14 protein-coding genes and 1 pseudogene are annotated in these 15,377 nt (G+C 35.5%); 10 read left to right on the top strand and 5 right to left on the bottom strand.

Annotation, left to right across the window (positions count from 1 at the left end):
* Positions 1–148 precede the first annotated feature (148 nt).
* Complete coding sequence (locus MKX29_RS08050; RefSeq protein ID WP_095371107.1) at positions 149–412, bottom strand: hypothetical protein; 264 nt, start codon at positions 410–412, stop codon at positions 149–151.
* 2,798 nt (positions 413–3,210) lie between these two features.
* Between MKX29_RS08050 and MKX29_RS08045 the strand changes: the two genes are divergently transcribed.
* Both MKX29_RS08045 and MKX29_RS08040 read left to right on the top strand, forming a co-directional pair.
* A complete protein-coding gene (locus MKX29_RS08045; protein ID WP_341104995.1) occupies positions 3,211–4,152 on the top strand; it encodes a protein kinase domain-containing protein in 942 nt (313 codons plus the stop codon).
* Positions 4,153–5,358 carry a hypothetical protein gene (locus tag MKX29_RS08040; protein WP_341104993.1) on the top strand — a complete coding sequence of 402 codons (1,206 nt, stop codon included), beginning with the start codon at positions 4,153–4,155 and terminating at the stop codon, positions 5,356–5,358. It abuts the gene before it with no gap.
* A 39-nt stretch (positions 5,359–5,397) separates the two neighbouring features.
* Here the strand turns inward: MKX29_RS08040 and MKX29_RS08035 are convergent, their stop codons facing one another.
* Positions 5,398–6,078: a hypothetical protein gene (locus tag MKX29_RS08035; RefSeq protein WP_224938725.1), complete on the bottom strand. Its 681-nt coding sequence runs from the start codon at positions 6,076–6,078 to the stop codon at positions 5,398–5,400.
* A gap of 486 nt (positions 6,079–6,564) precedes the next feature.
* On the opposite strand from MKX29_RS08035, the pseudogene rpsI reads away from it, so the two are divergent.
* A pseudogene (gene rpsI / locus MKX29_RS08030) lies at positions 6,565–6,630 on the top strand (30S ribosomal protein S9); the annotation flags it as partial.
* Between the two features lie 422 nt (positions 6,631–7,052).
* Here rpsI and MKX29_RS08025 read toward each other — a convergent pair.
* The 3 genes from MKX29_RS08025 to MKX29_RS08015 form a co-directional block, all read right to left on the bottom strand.
* A complete protein-coding gene (locus MKX29_RS08025; RefSeq protein WP_191817413.1) occupies positions 7,053–8,408 on the bottom strand; it encodes an IS1182 family transposase in 1,356 nt (451 codons plus the stop codon).
* Positions 8,409–8,531: 123 nt separating this feature from the next.
* Complete coding sequence (locus tag MKX29_RS08020; protein ID WP_341104990.1) at positions 8,532–9,041, bottom strand: hypothetical protein; 510 nt, start codon at positions 9,039–9,041, stop codon at positions 8,532–8,534.
* 12 nt (positions 9,042–9,053) lie between these two features.
* Positions 9,054–9,320 carry a hypothetical protein gene (locus tag MKX29_RS08015; protein WP_341104988.1) on the bottom strand — a complete coding sequence of 89 codons (267 nt, stop codon included), beginning with the start codon at positions 9,318–9,320 and terminating at the stop codon, positions 9,054–9,056.
* Positions 9,321–9,897: 577 nt separating this feature from the next.
* Between MKX29_RS08015 and sigY the strand changes: the two genes are divergently transcribed.
* The 7 genes from sigY to MKX29_RS07980 all read left to right on the top strand — a co-directional run bounded on the left by sigY (position 9,898) and on the right by MKX29_RS07980 (position 15,377).
* Positions 9,898–10,428, top strand: coding sequence for an RNA polymerase sigma factor SigY (gene sigY / locus MKX29_RS08010; protein WP_341104986.1), 531 nt, complete (start codon positions 9,898–9,900; stop codon positions 10,426–10,428).
* A complete protein-coding gene (locus MKX29_RS08005; protein WP_224938729.1) occupies positions 10,415–10,759 on the top strand; it encodes a YxlC family protein in 345 nt (114 codons plus the stop codon). Before sigY ends, MKX29_RS08005 begins: the two co-directional genes overlap by 14 nt.
* A gap of 297 nt (positions 10,760–11,056) precedes the next feature.
* Positions 11,057–11,260 carry a PLDc N-terminal domain-containing protein gene (locus tag MKX29_RS08000; protein WP_224938731.1) on the top strand — a complete coding sequence of 68 codons (204 nt, stop codon included), beginning with the start codon at positions 11,057–11,059 and terminating at the stop codon, positions 11,258–11,260.
* Positions 11,260–12,165 (top strand): ABC transporter ATP-binding protein, encoded by a 906-nt coding sequence (locus tag MKX29_RS07995; RefSeq protein ID WP_251163208.1) that lies wholly within the window; start codon positions 11,260–11,262, stop codon positions 12,163–12,165. Before MKX29_RS08000 ends, MKX29_RS07995 begins: the two co-directional genes overlap by 1 nt.
* Positions 12,162–12,941 carry an ABC transporter permease gene (locus MKX29_RS07990; protein ID WP_289432577.1) on the top strand — a complete coding sequence of 260 codons (780 nt, stop codon included), beginning with the start codon at positions 12,162–12,164 and terminating at the stop codon, positions 12,939–12,941. The genes MKX29_RS07995 and MKX29_RS07990 overlap by 4 nt, the downstream gene beginning before the upstream one ends.
* Positions 12,942–13,279: 338 nt before the next feature.
* Entirely contained in the window at positions 13,280–14,005 is a 726-nt protein-coding gene (locus MKX29_RS07985; protein WP_341104981.1) for a CPBP family intramembrane glutamic endopeptidase, read from the top strand.
* Between the two features lie 367 nt (positions 14,006–14,372).
* Positions 14,373–15,377 (top strand): TAXI family TRAP transporter solute-binding subunit, encoded by a 1,005-nt coding sequence (locus tag MKX29_RS07980; RefSeq protein ID WP_224938735.1) that lies wholly within the window; start codon positions 14,373–14,375, stop codon positions 15,375–15,377.

Below are 15,377 nucleotides of genomic sequence, written 5' to 3'. Positions count from 1 at the left end.
CTCAATTGATTAATATGCTATTTCAGAATTTTTAACTCATACATTTATAATTCTAGATACATCATCTTAATTGAAAAATGAAGGGGGCGATTGGGCATGTAGAATTACATATAAAAGAAATAGGAAAGAAGAGGTTATTTCAAACTTTTTATCCTTCATCAATTGTTGGAGCAATTTTTAGCCCATCCACCATCTTTTGAAAACAAATATCACATAAATCGAACGAATATGTATTACCATCTCTTTTGTTACCGTATCCGAAGGTGATTGAGAAGGAGGCAAATTCTTCTTCCTGTTCATTTCGATCAAATTCAGTTCCAGTATGATTAATAGTGTCTCCGCATTTATTGCAAATTGTTTTTTCCACTACTTCTTTTTCTATCGTTTCTTTTATTATCTTAAATTTTTTCATGTTTTTATTCTCCCTTCTTTTGTTTTTCACCTTACATTCTACTTTGTATATTAACATAGGCAGTGGTGAAGTATGCTAGAAGCATGGTTATGAATCATAGAAGATAAGTAATTACTGTCCGTCCTTCCAGACAGGTGTACGTACAGATTTTCTTTTCATGTATGTTCGACAAAGCCGTTAGTGCTTGGCTGGAATGCATAGCGGGCGAAGCCCATTGGTCTTCCCGAAATGAAGAAGCAATCCGAACGGATTTCTGCTGGAATGAAGGAGCGATCTTCGAGTAACTAGGAATCTTCGGAGGAAGATGACGATTGAGCACCCACAGGACAAGGAGATCGATGCGAAAGCATCGGTCGACGAAGTAAGGGGGACGGTCAGCTATGCTGACTGACAAATGAGCGTAGCGAGGCTTGTCATACGTCCCCCTTATGCTCTTTCCCCGATTCCGCACCGTAATTCCGCCGCGTATCTCATAGAGCACTCAATCCATTGCGGCGACTGGCGTTGCGACCTCCCAGGGCGATATCCGACCCGAGTTCCCGAGGAACCCGACTACCGATAAACCGCGCCACTATAGCGTTCGCCGATGACCCTCGACCCGCCAACTAGCAAACATGCGTATGACGAGTTCCAGGGCGGTTTCCGGCGCGGTTTCTGCCCCGATAGCGACAGCCGAGGGACAGAATTCGGGGGCCGTGCTGCGGGGCGGGATTTTAGCTCACAAGCGCTCAGGGAGCTGTCACAAAGTGGGGTAGGGGGAGCTGCCAAACAAATAAGGTCTTGTTGATAGAAACGCGTACCGAACGGGGAGCGGATCGTCAGGAAAAGATCCTCGGGAGATTGATCCGACGTTCGACAGCGTGGACGACGCGAGGCGGTTGTATGTCATAAAATCGTTCTCTGTACGCACAAAGTGCGCGCTAAAGAAGGCAGGAAAGACCACCGAGCGGAGGAAGGCTCCGCGCTCGTCGGGCGTAGGTTCTTTCAGGGCTTTTCGAGTGGGAAGGAGGGAGCGGTTATACGAGCGACAGCGAGAGAGTCCACAAACACCACCGACGGGCGCGGGACCCGCTGAGAAGGCACGAATTGGCTCTGTTTCCTCCAAAAAATTCATGATCTGCTTGCAAAAAAAAAAAAGAACCGACAAAGCCTCAAAAGGCTGTCGGTTCAAGTTTTTTTGACAATAACATGTTCTTCAGCAATTACAGAGCGTAAAATCATCTCACCAGCGTCTCCAAAGACCTTAGATTAGCTATTTTTACGCAAATTGACGTCCTTCCATAAGGCACGGCCAAAAAGGTTCTGTAACACGGGATACAGGGCTTTATAGATAAATGTTTCTATCTTACCATTATCCTTGGCTACAGCCGGAACATAAAGCTTTATCAAAGGGTTTTCCTTAATTTTTTTGCCAATAGCTTGTACATGTTGATAGGCATAAGGCGTATGTATTGGTAATTCTAAATCATCTGTGTAACAAACGGATTCATTGTCGTACAAAAATCTAAACAACACTGGGCTATAGTTTTCATAAGGCACTCCGACGCGTTTGGAGGCTTTCTAGCCCCGTTGTCAGGTATTTTAATTTGTCTCCAAAGTCTCCTTTTATATGAATATACGCTGTCAATCCAATATATTGATAATCTGCCATAATACTATCTCTCTTAATTACAAGTTCATGTTTTACTATGTAGATCGTTTGCGATTTCGCAACACTCCTTCGGTTTTTCACATCATGTCGCATATCATTCCATATACAATGTGACATGGTATACCAGATATCATGTCGTACCGTATAAAATATTGATTATTTAAAATGACCCTATGCACGATATGTCGCATGGCATTTTACACACCATCTGAAACGTCATGCGCACGAGACTTTCATTACGATATACCGCATCGTATTTCACACAACATATCACACACCATGCGATATACCATAAACAGGGATCTCCATGTGTATTTCGTGCGTATCTGATTTCACATGATATTTCATACGCTACGCGTTACGTCATATGTTACGGTATTTCACATGATGTACTTTAAGCCAAAAAAAGACCCATACCACATGAAACGGTATGTGCAAGGTAAAACAAGAGGTCAAATTTCAGAATTATTAGTAAATTCAGCAATTAATCAAGCGTGTGCTAATTTAGAAAATACATTGATGATGATATTTACAGAAATTATATCCTTTATTTTCAATGGTTTAACTATGATATTTCGCGTGCGGGGTCGGAGGGTTCAGCACAGCTAATCTGAACCTAGATAAATTCGAAGTATTTCTGTACCACTTCCGGCACTGAAAGAAACAAAAAGGATTATAGAAAAGATTGGGGAGCTACTAAGCTTGACTATACAATTAGATAAATAGAATGACAAAGTAGCCTAATGATAAGTTTTATTTCTACACTTTTTACGTCAGGTCATTACGAGATAATGATAATTTAATAGTGATATGTCTCTCCTGAAAAATGCCAAAAGTCACATATCCTTATAAACATTGATATTAAAGGGTTTATAGAGGTTATATGGCTTTTTTATTTCACCAAATGTTTACTAATATAAACCCTAAGTGAGCTGTAGAAATAGAACCGTTTATGAATTTTCATATAGTTATGGTTTGAGAGAACTCTTACAAGTAGAGAAAAAATACATGACGAGAGCAGGGCAATTGTCTAGGTCATAAGGAAAAAAATTGTAAAATAATCTTTTTTATTGGTAATGATGTTAGAATAAGGATATATGAACAATGCGGATAATTTGATATTTATATTATTGTAAAGGAGAGTAAAATGGAAGAATATATTATAACTGAATCTGATGTCAGAGAAGTATTAGCTCTTCATGGGCTAACCGCAATATCCTTTAGTAAACTACCTAAAAGTGGTCAACGGCAAGTGTTTGAGGTGGCTTTTGACCCAAGAAAGAATGGAATACTTAAATTTGTTGATGTGTCTCCTTATCAAGCGCATCAAAGATATGCTTGGAATGAATTATCGGATTCTGAATTAGAGCAGGAAAAGGCATATGAAATTGATGCTAATTCCAAAAGGGTTATTAGGGAGCTAAAGGCTTCAAAAAAATGTGCAATTTTACCCCAATTAGAAATTATGGATGATTATCAGATATACACAAAGCAGTATAATCAATTTATATACTATTTTGAAACCAAATTTGAGGGGCAAACTTTAGATAAAAGTGAGCTATACCATAAAGAACAGGGTATCGATATAGTTTTGCAGTTTTTATTCCAAATGGTTAATCAAATAAAGGTTATGCACGATGCAGGTTATGTACATAGAGATCTTACGCCTCGAAATATCATCTATCATCAAGGCCAATTTAAAATAATCGATGCAGGTCTTGTAAAATCAAACGAAGAAGAGAAGTTAACAGCTACAAGAGCAGTGATAGGAACACCTTATTATATGGCACCAGAACAATCTAAAAGAACATCTGATTATACATGGGATTTTAGAACTGATTTATTTGCAGTGGGTTTAATAGCTACAGAAATATTTCTGCCACAAACAAGGTATCTTGATAGAGAAAATAAAAGGGATATACATTATATTTTTCAGATATGGAAAAGTAAAGACCCGAGTTCTAGGTCATTAAATTTATTTGGTAAAATAATTGCTAGGCTTGCTGTTGAACAGCGTTCTAGAAGATGGGCAGATTTAGACAATTTGTTACATGAATTAGAGGCTTTAATAGGTAAGGAGGATGAATAAATGATTTTTGCTCAGCATGGTCCATCATGGAAGCCAAAGTTAGAACGCTTGTTATTAAGTCAATTAATAGATGGAGTAATTTGGGATCCGCGTGAAGAAAGAGTAGAAAGAATTAAAGAAATACGTAGTAATGATGAAAATTATTCTTCAGTTAAGCATATGGTAGATCTGAAAGTATATTATAAACAGTTTGCATCTTCTATTCCTAAAAGGTTAAATGATTTAGAGTACTTTCCGGAGAAAGACATAGATAGAGCTTATTTGAGAAGTACAGATAACCTAGAGACCTTAGTCGAAAAGTCTATAGATTTTCAATTAGGCTTTGAAGTGGATGTAATAATGGCGCCATCCCTCTATCTATATAGTTTTAATGACAGGATAGTTGATAAGCTTTTAGATACATGGGAAATCTTTTATGAACAACTTGAAGAAAAAGAAGTAGATAAAGGTAAGTTTGTTTCAATTATATTTAATGAAACAGCACTTGAGAATAAATCGTATATCACGGATTTTTTAGATGACTTTAGTGATATTGCAAATAAATTTGATGGGATTTATATTACGATAGATCGAGAAAAAAATAATAATCACAGACATGATTTTAATCCAACTCGTTTAAAAGGTATGTTGCAATTGATTTATGACCTAAAGAACTTGGGTTTAAAAGTAGTAATAGGTTACTCTGGAATTGAAAGTATAGTTTATTTTGCAGTAGGCGCGGATGCAGTTGGTACAGGCTGGTTTTATTCCTTGAGAAATTTTAATAAAGAACAAAAGGGATTAGAGCCAGTTGACGGTATGGGAAGGCAAAAAAAGAGATACACCTCAATGAAAATGTTGTTTGAACTTGCCATTGAAGAAGAAATTTTAAGTGTCCCTGATCATCTTCAAGAGGAGTTATATGGAAAGATTCTTACTGGATGTGAATTAGACGAAAAAATTTTAGTAGGAAATATAGAAGACATAAGCTTTAATGAAATATACGAACAATATTTTGAATCATTAAAACAAGTTGTAGATGCTATTACAGAAAAAGGTAGCATTGAGGAGAAAATTAGTTTTGTAGAACAACTTCTCAATACAGCAGATTCAAATATAAAACACTATAATGAATCGGAAACGTTGCAAAGAATTAATAATAGACACATTCGAAATTATCTTAATTCTTTGAGTCGATTTAAGAATGATAATTTTATCTTTATTTAATATAAAAAGGAGCTATTAATATATAATTTAATAGCTCCTTCACCCTGTTTCAATTGAAAAAATAGAAGTCTCAATTTGATATTTAGCAACACTACTGATAAAGGAAGGGTTTATATTTATTTTTACTCGATCTTTATTCGGTTTATAAATATAGTCTATCCTATCTTTGGAAACCCCAATTAACCCTACATTTTGATTTTTGAAATAATGAATTTGGTTTTTTTGTAATTTTATTGCTAATTCGAATGGTAAAACAACATAGGAGTATGAAGAAAATTTCTTATTTATTGTTGCTTGAATTATTGCTTTTTTCCAATTGGTTAATTTAGCTTCAAATGAAATGAACTGTAAGACTGGAAATTGAAATTCATGTGAAATAATATACCTTTTGGGTGTGACTTCTTTGATGATATTGGCTTTTGCTAATTTAGATAACAAATATGACAGGACCTTACCATCATAATCAGTGCGTTTTGCGATATAATCAAAAGTTCTAACACCTTTTTTGTGTAGATATCCAATAACTTTTGCAAATTGATAATTGGAAAGTAAATTTGCTTGTTCATAATTCATTAGATGAGCATCATCGACAATCACTTGAACTATATCTACATTGCCGAACCTAGCGTTAAATTCAGATAAAAATTTTTCATTTTCTTTTAATTCATCTCTTTTAAGTTCAATAAATTTTTCTTGTAAACATAATTCACTTGTAAACATTTTTAGGCACCTCTTCTTTATGATAACCTAAATTTCAAAAAAACTTAAGTGGAAAATCCTACACCATAATACTCTATAGTAAGAAGTACTATATTCCGATTATTCACAAGGAGTGAGTTGAAGCTGAGGAAGGTGTGGGAGTATTTGTTAAAAAGTAATGGATAGTTATAGACTAAGAGTTTAAGGAGCCACGGTAATGGAAACGTCGTAAAAAGGAATATCATCACATTTTAATCAAATTATTCGTCTATAAGTATTGTGTAATTTGGAAGGTTTCTGCTGAAGCATTGATGAACCATAAATAATATAATTAAATCATCTTCCTTTACATAGCCTGCCAGCGTATATGTTTTTTAAAGTTCTTTTTGAATACCCCTTGAATACCCTTTACGAAAAATCGGTTACAATCCCTCGATACAAAAAAGAGGGGAAATGTTGATTTAATGCGGTTTATTAAATTCCATATAATGGTAATTGTGTTTACTGTTGAAAGAACGTAAAAAATACGGTCTTAAAGGCGCTCGTCGTGCACCTCAGTTCTCAAAACGTTAATAAACCTTATATACCAAGGTTTTGCCCTCTACGCTCTTATGAGCAGGGAGGGCTTTTTTATGTCCAAATTTGGAGTTGAATACGAATACGAATACCCCAAGCTAAAATTTCATGTACTTTTGGAACATCTCGGCTGTTTTCTCCTTCACTTCATCGGTCACATAGTGTACATATCCATGTTAGAGTGTTATCGCGGGGTGTGGGTAATAATTATTGTCCAGGGATTAATTAATGCGCACCCACAGCATATTATTATATTTTTTTAAATTGAAATGAAAAAGCGTATGATATAATCGAAAAGACCTTAACATTTTATATGAAAAAAAGAGTCTTAATAGACTCTTTCAGACCGTAGACAAACCCCAACTTTGCATTAAGCGAAGGTGGGGTTTTCTATTGTTGTCAAAGATTTTTCTTCTTTTTTAGGTTGGACATGACCCTCGCCATGTCCAGTTTGCCAATTTCTTAAGATTCATGGCAGCGAACGTAAGCATCGCCTGCATTGAAACTTTTTTAATACCTCTTAAGGTCGTCCAACGCATGCCATGCTTTTCTTTTGCGTCCGCAAAGACTCGTTCGATCGTTTCTTTACGTTTCGCATATAGAGTTTTATTACGTTCGGTATGTCTCAAATGATCTACTTCCTCTATGTACTCCTGCCATACATGTCTATGAATCATTTTGGTATGATTCTTACTTTGCGTACAACGTTCTAACAGAGGACAGTCTTTACATTCCAAAGGATTTGAAGCGTATTGTTTGTACCCGTCTCTTGTCGTCGTACGGTAAGATAGAATTTGTCCTTCGGGACATAGATAGGCGTCAAAATATTCATCGTAAACGTATTCGTATTTTCTAAGATATCCGTCTTTCGTTTTTGGACGTGTATAAGGCATAACAGGTCTGATGTCTTGGTCCATTAAGAATTTAGCGATGTGTGGTGTTTTATATCCTGCATCAACAGCGATAGAATGGGGCTTACCGACTTTATCTGTGACTTGAGTGACGAGTTTGTCCAACATCCGACTATCGTGAACATTCCCTCCGGTGACCAGTGACCCTAAGATAAACCCACGGGAGTCGCTCGCCGTATGAAACGAATACGCAAATAGTTTTTCGCGTTCATCTTTTACGTAATAACCACTTTCAGGATCTGTCGTGCTAACTTTTATTTCTTTTGACTCTTCTTTATTCTGCGGGGGGAAGGGCTTTTTTCCGTGTTTCTCACGATCGATATTAATCTCTTCATCTAACTGATTCTGATATGATCTCGTTTCGACTCGGGCTATTTTTTTTTCAAATTTCTTCTTATTAGCGTTCGCTTTTACATGAGTAGAATCAATAAAAGCAATGGATGGATCGACCAATCCCTTGGTCATCGCTTCTTTTAGAATGCGATAGAAAATTTGTTCAAATAGATCTGTATCGTGAAAGCGTCGTGCGTAGTTTTTACCGAAGGTTGAAAAATGAGGAATCTTCTCGGTGAACCCATAGCCAATAAACCATCGATAAGCCACGTTGGTTTCGATTTCCTTTATGGTTTGACGCATTGAGCGTATGCCGAAAAGGTATTGTATGAAGACCATTTTAATTAGAACAACGGGATCAACACTCGGTCGACCATTGTCTAAGCAATACTTATCTTTTACCAGATCATAAATGAATTCAAAGTCAATCGATTGTTCAACCTTCCTGACCAGATGATCATCTGGAACAAGTTGATCCAACGCAACCATTTCAATTTGATTTCTTCCATCTTCAACGTGTTTTGATAACATTTTATATCCCCCACAAAAAATCGATTCCATTCTATTATACAAAAAAAGCTTGTAGACTTGGTCTAATTCTTAGACTTTGTCTACAAGCTGAAAGAGTCTTAATAGACTCTTTTTAATTAAGTTTTATTTTCTTATAGATTCAATTTGATCTAACTCAAATTGATATTTACATAGCTGCAATTCGTTAGTTAATAGTTCAAAGAACTTTCGGGTATTTCTAAGAATATCATCAATTAAAACATCACTATTAACGACTATAGACTTTTCATGAACACTAAACTTAGCTTTGGTCCCTTCCTTCTTCAGTTCGACCTTCATAGGCTGACTAGGAAAATAAAAGGATGCTTGACCATTTTCCTTGAACTCTTCAACTAAATTGAGCATATAAGACAATAATGTTGGCAAATCATCCCAAAAGGAGAAATCAGTTAGTGGCTTATAATTATACTCAATTATAACTCCACCATCTAAATTTAGAATACCGTCATCAATACTATCACTATTAATAATGTCTTTTATTGAATTAAGATTCTCATTTAAAACCAAACAATACTCATCTGTATTATTTTTCAATTTCTCTAAGTCAGTAACTTTCTTTTTAAGTATAAAAACATCAAATTTTAAATTTCCCATTACTCATCTTCCTTATTTAGGGTATAGTTGTTTGATATGTCCTTTAGTAATTCCCATAACATATTCAACTCCATTTACTTTACCTTCAACCTGAAATGTTGAATTTGTTCCTTTTTTAGACAAGGTAGATTTTTTGTTTTTAGCAATTGTATGCGCAATGTTTTTCACATCATTAACACTTAAATCAGGGTTATAGAATGTTTGATCTTTTTTAACAGAACCGTCCCAATATTTTGGGTGATGTCTCTCAAGCATATGTTTCATATCTGTTTTAGTCAACTTAAAAGTATGACTACTTGTTTTATATGATAGTGTTTTATAGTTTGCTAGTGCATCAGCTTTGGGAATGCCTTTAGGTTCACTTATAGGAGGGTTTCTAGGTGAAACATTTACACCAGCACTTGCTATTATGATCTGTAGTATTTCTATGATAACTTTTAGCGTTTACTGGTTAAGTAGTTCTGTGTTACGTAAATTACCTAAGATTGATAGTGTAAATCTTTTCAAAGATAAAATTGAGGCCTAAGTTTAAAAGGGTTCTGGTCATCGAAAAACGATGCTCGGGATCCTTTTTTACAAGTTTCCTTTTTTAAAACTTTGCTTGAGATTCGGTCATGAAAAGTAATATAACAAAAAAGTCTCGCAACGTGTACCTTTAAAAACTATGTTTGATCCAAAAGGGGAAACTATGCCTAAGCTAATGCAGTCAATAATTGATTCCTTTGGCAAAATCTATGGTCATAATAATTACTAATAGTTGGCTAAACGTTTTTTTGTAATTCTTTATTTTGAAAATGAACGATTCTTCCCAGTTAATCGTATTACATATAGATTATTATTGTATGGAGTAGATCTCATGGATGAAAAGGATTTAATTCGAAAGGCGAAAAAAGGAGATACATTGGCGCTTTCGAAGCTGCTACAACAGAATTATTCGTTCCTCGTAAAGTATTTAATGAAAGTTACCCTTCATCCACAAGTCGCAGAAGATTTAACACAAGAGACGATGATGAAGTGTATTGAAAAAATCCAACTGTATAATGGTGAATCAAAGTTTTCCTCATGGCTCATCACAATCGCAACGAACCTTTTCATCGATCAAAAGCGGAGAAAGAAGCTGGAGAATAACTGGCTAGAGCAGGAACAAGCGCTCCGAAAAATGAAATGGAATGCAGCAAATATGAATGAAGATTGGGCAGATGTACTTGATATACTTGCCCAAATTAATGAAGGAATACGTATGCCAATCGTATTAAAGCATTATTACGGATATTCATATGGGGAAATTGGGAAAATGATGGGTCTAGCAGAAGGAACAGTAAAATCTCGAGTTTCAAATGGTCTAAAAAATGTACGAAAGGAGTTGGCTGATCTTGAAGGATTATGATTCTAAAAATAGTAATTCTATGTTGGATGATGAAGAGGAATTAACGGTTAAGCAATTAACAGATGGTTTAGAAAAACTGGATCAATGGAATCCAGTATCTACTCCAAACTTACAATGGTTTCAACAGAATGTTGAATTAGAGAAAAAAAGAATACGAAAAAAACAATGGAAAGACCTCCTCACGTTTATCTCTGTTGCAGTATTAGTGCTTTCAGTTGTGATTGCTGTCGTTTATCGCCAGCCAATTCTTTTTCTTTATTTTCAGCTTGTGGGGATTATCTTACTGCCCGTCGCTCTTAACAAAACTAGAAAGAAGGTCAGTAATGAATGAACTCAAATGAACTAGGTAGCATATCGCTTTGGTTATGGCTTGTGATTGCGTTCATTCTGATTTGCCAGAGCTCATGGATGTTTTGGGATGCGCGAAAAAGAGGACACAATGCTTGGCTATGGGGCTTCTTAGGTCTTATTCAATTTCCAACGTATCTTATTATCTATCTTATTTTTGCAAGAAAAATATTTAAAAGAAAGGTCTCAGGATCAAATTCCTGAGATTTTTTTTTCGTGAGTGAACGAATAGGCAAACGTAATCGTATTAAGGATAAATAAACAGTTTGGAGGAGAAAAAATGAATGAACTGTTAAATGGAATCCCATGGGGAGCGTTTGCGCCAATTATTGTCTTACAATTAATTCTTATGTTTATCGCATTAGTTTCTTGTATTAAAGAAGAAAAAACGAACGGACCAAAATGGTTGTGGGTTCTTGTTATTCTCATTATCGGCATAATAGGGCCAGTGCTTTATTTGGTTGTTGGAAGGAGAAATGATTAATGGAATTATTAAAGGCAAACGATTTAGTAAAAAGTTTTGGAAATACGAATGCTGTTAAAGGAATCAATTTTCATATTGAAGAAGGCAGGTGCGTTTCAATACTTGGACCAAATGGAGCAGGAAAGACAACGACATTAAAAATGCTATCCGGATTGTTGGCGCCGACTTCAGGTAGTATTGATTTTAAAGGGGAAAAACCAAAGGATTTAAGGCCGTATATTGGGTATTTACCTCAATATCCTGCTTTCTATAATTGGATGAGCGGAAAGGAGTTTCTTGTTTTCGCAGGACAATTGGCAAAAATGAATCGTAAGGAAGCAGAAAAACGGAGTGAGGAATTACTTGAAAGAGTGGGTCTAACGAATGCAAAAAAAAGAAAAATAGGAGGTTATTCTGGTGGAATGAAACAGCGCCTCGGATTGGCGCAGGCACTCATTCATCGTCCGAAATTACTTATTTTAGATGAGCCTGTTTCTGCACTCGACCCACTTGGGAGACGGGAAGTGTTGGACATGATGAGAGAGATTAAAGAGGAAACAACCATTCTTTTCTCAACTCATGTCCTTCACGATGCAGAAGAAATAAGTGATGACATTCTTATCATGCATGCTGGGGAAATTGCGATATCAGGTAGCCTGGGAAGTGTCATGGAGGAGTATCGGCAACCTATTTTACAAATCGAATTCGAATCACCAGCTGTTGATTGGTTAAAGAGCATAGCGAGTTATAGCTTTGTATCTGAAGTAAACATTCAAGGTAATAAAACCAGCATCGTATTAAAAGATATGGTAAATGGAAAGCAGACATTATTAAAAGATATTGTGGATAGAAAACTTCCGATTCGTAAGTTCGAGATTTCTCAAACAACATTAGAAGATTTATTTGTCAAGGTGGTGAAGGCATGACGCAATGGACTGTTCTTTATCAAAAAGAAATAACGGAAATGGTGCGGAATTATAAAATTTTATGGATTCCAATTGTGTTTATTTTGCTAGGTGTTATGCAGCCGGTTAGTTCGTATTATATGCCGGAAATTTTGGACACTTTTGGCGGTCTTCCAGAAGGTACAATCCTTGAAATGCCTACTCCAACTGGGGCTGAGGTATTAATGAATGTTCTATCTAATTATGGGATGCTTGGTGTACTTATTCTTGTTTTGAGTGCAATGGGTGTTGTTTCCGAAGAAAGACAAAGTGGAGTAGCAGCTATGGTCATGATTAAACCAGTTTCTTATTCCTCATATATATTATCTAAATGGGCTGGGTTACTTACAATTACACTCGTTTCATTGTTTATCGGATATGTAGCTTCTTGGTATTATACGAGCTTACTCATTGAAACAGTCGCTTTTGAGCGCATTTTTCAAAGTGTAGTGATCTACAGCATATGGTTAGTTTTTGTTGTTACATTGACGCTCTTTTTTAGTACGATAATGAAAGGAAATGGTAGTGTTGCTTTTGTTACAATATTTGTGGTCTTTGCCATTTCAACAGTTACATCCATTCTAGGAAAGTATATGAAATGGAGTCCGGCTACGATGACTGAGCACACAGGACAGGTCTTGCTGTCAGGAAAACTAGATTCTAGTTTCTTACTAGCTTTTATTATAACTATTGCTATTATTATCGTCGTACTCATCGCAACCGTACAACTCTTTAAGCGGAAAGACTTATTGGAATAAAAAATCCCTTTTCATACATTTTTGTAGCCATATAACACTTCGCAAAATGGTAATATACTTCTTATATAAATGTTAACCCTCTTTGTTCTTAAGGAGCAAGGAGTTTTTTTATGTCTAAATATGAATTTAAAGTGTTCTAGGATCAAGGATAAATAATTATATTGTTCAATCTTGCAAGAATATGTTTGAGAAACAAGCTTTTCATAAAACGAAGATGAATTCGTTTTTAAATCATCCAATCTAAGTACAATTCATTTACCTCATATTAATTTCCCCCTTGTATCTCACGTAACGTGAGTTGTTAAAATTAATTCACAATCTATCAAGGAGGATAAATTATGGAAATTGGATTTTGGCTTATTTTAATTACCTTATTGCTTTATGATCCGATTATGGGATACTTAGACTTTCAGAAATTCAAAAAGGATGTACGGATAAAAGAGAATGTAAGATTAAAGTACTACTACAAAATAATATATGGATCATGGCTACCCATCATTTTCATGCTTGGCTTGGTTTTACTGACAGAACTGTCTTTAGGGCAAATAGGCTTCACATCACTGAAACTTAATACTTCTGTTTTAGGTACTGTTTTCAGTTACATCATTTTAATCTTAGGAGTATTTTATCTTTGTTTAGTTTTGTACTATATATTTGGTTATTATTTAAGTTCTAAGATTAGGCGTGAACTATCCCTAAAAAAAGCGAGGGAAATGGAGAATTATGAGTTTACTCCGATATTGCCAGTAAATGATAAAGAGAAAAAAGTGTGGAATTTTGTCTCATTGAGTGCGGCGATAACGGAGGAAGTTCTTTATAGAGGTTTCTTGATTTTTGCACTATCCTATTTATCTCCTAATTTATCAATATGGGGAGTCATTATTGCTGCATCTTTTATATTTGGATTAGCACATACCTATCAAGGAGTGTGGGTAGGAGTTGTAAGAACTTCTATTATAGGTTTTTTATTTTCATGTCTCTATATTATTTTAGGATCAATTATTCCGCTAATTGTTTTACACTTCTTAATTGATTACCTTGCCAAATTAGGTGATCAAAGTTAAGCATTGACGAATAATAAAGTGAATTACATTTTAATAAGATGAACTTTTTATATCAAAAATGATGAGGCTGCGAATGTTCATCAGGCAGAAGTCTACTATATGAAGTTACTATTAAGTCAAGTTATAGAAAATTTCTAATGTGTCATAGGGTCCTTCTTTAACTTATCTTCTAGTTCATCACCTTTAAAGAGTCATTCATCATTTCTCATCATTTGTGAATTTTAGGTAATAAACAAGTATAAATTAACATAAATTAATTATTATTGTAATATTTCTAAATACTTTGACAAATTGTGTGATATTTGCTTAAATAATAGGGGAGTCGATAGAGAGACTAAATAACTAGAAAGAGAAGGGGGCTTCTTTTGTGAAAAAAAATATGAAATGGTTATGGATCGCTTTGCTTTCTGCTTTAGTCATTTTCTTAGGTGCCTGTGGGAATTCAGGCGATTCTAATGATAGTGCTTCAGGTGAAGAAACAGAAGCATTAACAGATTTGCAAATGGGAACAGGTAGTACAGGTGGGACATATTATCCACTTGGCCAAGAAATGGCACAGGTGATGAATAACCACGTGGAAGCAGATGGATTTAATGTCAGTGCTGTTGCTTCAGGTGCATCTGTTGAAAATATTGGCGGCATTTTTCAAGGTACAATGCAGCTAGGTATGACGGTTCACATCCCAGCATTAGAAGCGGCTGAGGGTACAGGTGAATTTGAAGGAGCAAAAGTAGATAACTTTGGATTTATGGGACATATTTATCCTGAGGTTATGCAAATTATCACGACTGAAGATACAGGAATTACTTCCATTGAGGAGTTAAAAGGGAAAAAAGTAGCTATCGGACCAGCGGGAAGTGGAACACAAGCTGCAGCTAAAATCATTTTAGAGGCTTATGGTTTACAAGATGGTGACTATGAAGCATATGAAGAAGGATTTGGGGATGCAGCGGCTAAAATTCAAGATGGTCAATTAGATGCATCATTTGGCTTACTTGGTTTACCTGCTAGTAGCATAGATGAATTATCATTTCAGCGTGATGTTGTTCTCTTACCAGTGGAAGGAAAACCACTAGAAACGATTCTAGAGACGTCTGGATATGGAGAAATTGAGATTCCTGCTGATTCTTACGACTTTCTTGAAGAGCCAGTCACAGCTATTACTGCTTATGCGATTTTAGTAGGGTCTACTGACCAGATCTCAGAAGAACTTGGTTATGAAATTGTTAAGGGACTATATGAAAATGTAGGTGACATTACGCATCCGCAAGGGACGTTTTTGGACCCTGAAAATATCATGAATGGTTCAGAAGGTTTACCCATTCATCCAGGTGCAGAGAAATACTTTAAAGAAAAAGGCTATATGGATTAA

Origin of the sequence: Cytobacillus sp. FSL R7-0696, from assembly GCF_038006865.1 — a bacterium.
GTDB classification, from domain to species: domain Bacteria; phylum Bacillota; class Bacilli; order Bacillales; family Cytobacillaceae; genus Cytobacillus; species Cytobacillus kochii.
This window is presented reverse-complemented; position numbering and strand designations above follow the sequence as displayed.

Coding starts and splice junctions, on each gene's coding strand:
- MKX29_RS08050 (WP_095371107.1), bottom strand. CDS start 412: ATGAAAAAATTTAAGATAATAAAAGAAACGATAGAAAAAGAAGTAGTG.
- MKX29_RS08045 (WP_341104995.1), top strand. CDS start 3,211: ATGGAAGAATATATTATAACTGAATCTGATGTCAGAGAAGTATTAGCT.
- MKX29_RS08040 (WP_341104993.1), top strand. CDS start 4,153: ATGATTTTTGCTCAGCATGGTCCATCATGGAAGCCAAAGTTAGAACGC.
- MKX29_RS08035 (WP_224938725.1), bottom strand. CDS start 6,078: ATGTTTACAAGTGAATTATGTTTACAAGAAAAATTTATTGAACTTAAA.
- MKX29_RS08025 (WP_191817413.1), bottom strand. CDS start 8,408: ATGTTATCAAAACACGTTGAAGATGGAAGAAATCAAATTGAAATGGTT.
- MKX29_RS08020 (WP_341104990.1), bottom strand. CDS start 9,041: ATGGGAAATTTAAAATTTGATGTTTTTATACTTAAAAAGAAAGTTACT.
- sigY (WP_341104986.1), top strand. CDS start 9,898: ATGGATGAAAAGGATTTAATTCGAAAGGCGAAAAAAGGAGATACATTG.
- MKX29_RS08000 (WP_224938731.1), top strand. CDS start 11,057: ATGAATGAACTGTTAAATGGAATCCCATGGGGAGCGTTTGCGCCAATT.
- MKX29_RS07995 (WP_251163208.1), top strand. CDS start 11,260: ATGGAATTATTAAAGGCAAACGATTTAGTAAAAAGTTTTGGAAATACG.
- MKX29_RS07990 (WP_289432577.1), top strand. CDS start 12,162: ATGACGCAATGGACTGTTCTTTATCAAAAAGAAATAACGGAAATGGTG.
- MKX29_RS07985 (WP_341104981.1), top strand. CDS start 13,280: ATGGAAATTGGATTTTGGCTTATTTTAATTACCTTATTGCTTTATGAT.